Source organism: Xenorhabdus sp. IM139775 (assembly GCF_028598745.1).
GTDB lineage: Bacteria > Pseudomonadota > Gammaproteobacteria > Enterobacterales > Enterobacteriaceae > Xenorhabdus.
In genome coordinates this window covers 1-2,481 of sequence record NZ_JAQRFK010000155.1, presented here as the reverse complement: position 1 = coordinate 2,481, position 2,481 = coordinate 1, and the positions used below count along the sequence as shown (strand labels likewise).

General features: G+C 41.1%; 3 protein-coding genes. 1 reads left to right on the top strand and 2 read right to left on the bottom strand.

Going from position 1 to position 2,481, the window contains the following annotated elements:
- Positions 1–288 (top strand): LysE family transporter (locus PSI17_RS16510; protein ID WP_273553003.1); only part of this gene is annotated, 288 nt, incomplete at its 5' end.
- Positions 289–565: 277 nt separating this feature from the next.
- Here PSI17_RS16510 and PSI17_RS16505 read toward each other — a convergent pair.
- Positions 566–1,450, bottom strand: coding sequence for a radical SAM protein (locus PSI17_RS16505; protein WP_273553002.1), 885 nt, complete (start codon positions 1,448–1,450; stop codon positions 566–568).
- A 2-nt stretch (positions 1,451–1,452) separates the two neighbouring features.
- Positions 1,453–2,481 (bottom strand): hypothetical protein (locus PSI17_RS16500; protein WP_273553001.1); only part of this gene is annotated, 1,029 nt, incomplete at its 5' end.

Below are 2,481 nucleotides of genomic sequence, written 5' to 3'. Positions count from 1 at the left end.
AGAACGGGTTTTCTAACGAATGTATTAAATCCAAAATCAACACTGTTTGTTGTCAGTACATTTACTCAAATTGTTTCATCACCGACTGGCATTGGGTTACAAATAGGGTATGGGATCTTTATGTCCCTTATGCACCTCATCTGGTTTATTGGGGTGGCCGTTTTCTTCTCTCACCATAAACTTAGAGCCGCCATGTCAGAAAAACAGACCATACTCAATCGGTTCATTGGCATTATTTTAATGGGGCTAGGAATTTCCTTGGGGATAGCCCCTATCGCTAACGGATAAAAAAACGATAATAACCAAAAAGGTTAACAATTTTGCATGAATTGAGTGATAAAGAGATAGCCGACTTAATCAGGCATATTGAAAAATCACTGGGTGCTGAGGTTGATATTGTTGAGAAAGATTTTTGGACGGTATGGATAGGCATAAAATAAGTCATGCAAGCAATGGAAAAACCAAGGCTTGAGAGCGTTTCCCAAGCCTAAGTCCACAATTTATCATTTGCTGGTATCATGGCAGTATGTATCAAAATGAGTCCCTATTATGAAGGTGTGGCAGGTTACATAATGCGATACTTACTGCGAATATCCCTAACCTGAGACTTGAGTTGCCCACAGCCGCCCCAAATTTCTGTTCCATCACTGATATCTGACATACACCGAAAACCTGCTTCGGTCAGTGCTTTGGCAAAAGCCGGCATTTTTTCTGAGGGATTTAATGTTATCCCATTGATATCACTTACTTCATTCAAGTATTTTAGCTTGATAATAAACGTGTCTTTATCCACCAGATCTTTTAACCGTGTCAAATCCTCTGGTGAGTCATTTATTCCCTTTAACATCAGATAGTTGACAATAACGGGCACATTTTTATGGTGATGATACGCTGAAAAATGGTCAAGCAGGTCTTTGATACCAAATTTTGCTTTTGAAGGAATGAGCATGTCACGCTGTTCATCCGTCGTGGCATGGAGTGAAATGGAAATCATATCAAGCGACAGATCATAAATTTTATCTCCGGCGTGGCGAATACCTACCGTTGTCAGGGTTATCCTCTCTGCCAGCGTTTGCTTTCTGAACTCAGCCATTGCGCCACTGATCTCTTTCAGGTTCAACATTGGCTCCCCCATGCCGGCAAACAATATCGTATTGAGACTTGGGCTGTCTCCCAGTGCTTCTGAACGCAATAAGTGTTCATGGCATAACAAAACCTGTTGCACTATCTGTTCTGTTGTCATATTTCCCAATGGTTGTTGCCTGCCTGTTTCGCAGAAAATACAACCGACCGCACAACCGTATTGACTGGATATGCAGAGATAAGGCAAATGTTGTTCTGTATGGATAAAGAAAGTCGATTCAACGCTTTTTCTTAAATCTGAGTCACTGGCTGAGAGCAAATATTTCTTAGAGCCATTTTCTGACTCCATGATTTCGCTGATTTTCATTTTTACACCTTATCAATATATTCCTGGGCACGGCGGCGTGTGTCTGAGACTCCGCACATTTTGGGGCTGTGCAGCGGCGAATTAGATTGCATGACTTCTTGGTGAGTTTTTACGGGATCAAGAAATAATTGATGGATTTCATCCATACTCAACTGGGAAAGATAACCACTGTCAATACCTTGGTAATCTTCCGGAACCGTCGTTGTGGTCGGAAATACCAGTTGATCAGGATATAAACGACCACTCCAAAATTCGTTGCCTTTATCCAATGGCTTAACCATGCCCGGCTCAACAATTTCAGAAATTTTGGCATCGTTAGGGAACCGCAAACTGTTTTCGGCTGCGGGATAATCATGCATTACCATCCAATCGACAATATTTTGCTGTCGTTCCATAAGCCCGATATCTTTAAAAAATGTGGTTAATACTATCGGGATAACGATCCCTCCGGCTTCACGATAATACTCAATAAAATCAAGTCGTTTTTTTAATTGCTCATTGGTATCGAGTGCGCTGACAGAAACTCTCATCTCCGCTTTGACTGCAATTAAACGCTGCGCAATATCATCAGTCATTTTTTTAAAAGATTTAGTGATAAATATCATTAAGATCCCGGTTTCCCGTGCTAATTCAGCCATTCGTGTAGATACGTTCCAATTCCACGAAGGGTCGCTATTCCACCCGCATCTGATATATTTCTGTGAATCAGGCAAGGCTTGTAGATCACGGGAGAAAATATTTTCATCCAGATGATTATCGATACGTTTACCAAAATCGATACCATTTTTCCAACTGGAGATAGCAGAAAAACACATACCATAACAAGCCATACTTTCTGGTAAACAGCCTGTCACTACATCGGTGGTTAAGCTATTAAAAGGTAAATCACCGGCTATTCCTGCCCGAATTAACATAGGTTCAGCCGGACTGAGATCACGCCCCTGGGTATGTTTTTTATTGCTGTTTCTAATCAGTTGAGTAATGGATTTTTCTTGCTCTTTCGTAAGGTTCATATTCAAACTCCCCCAACA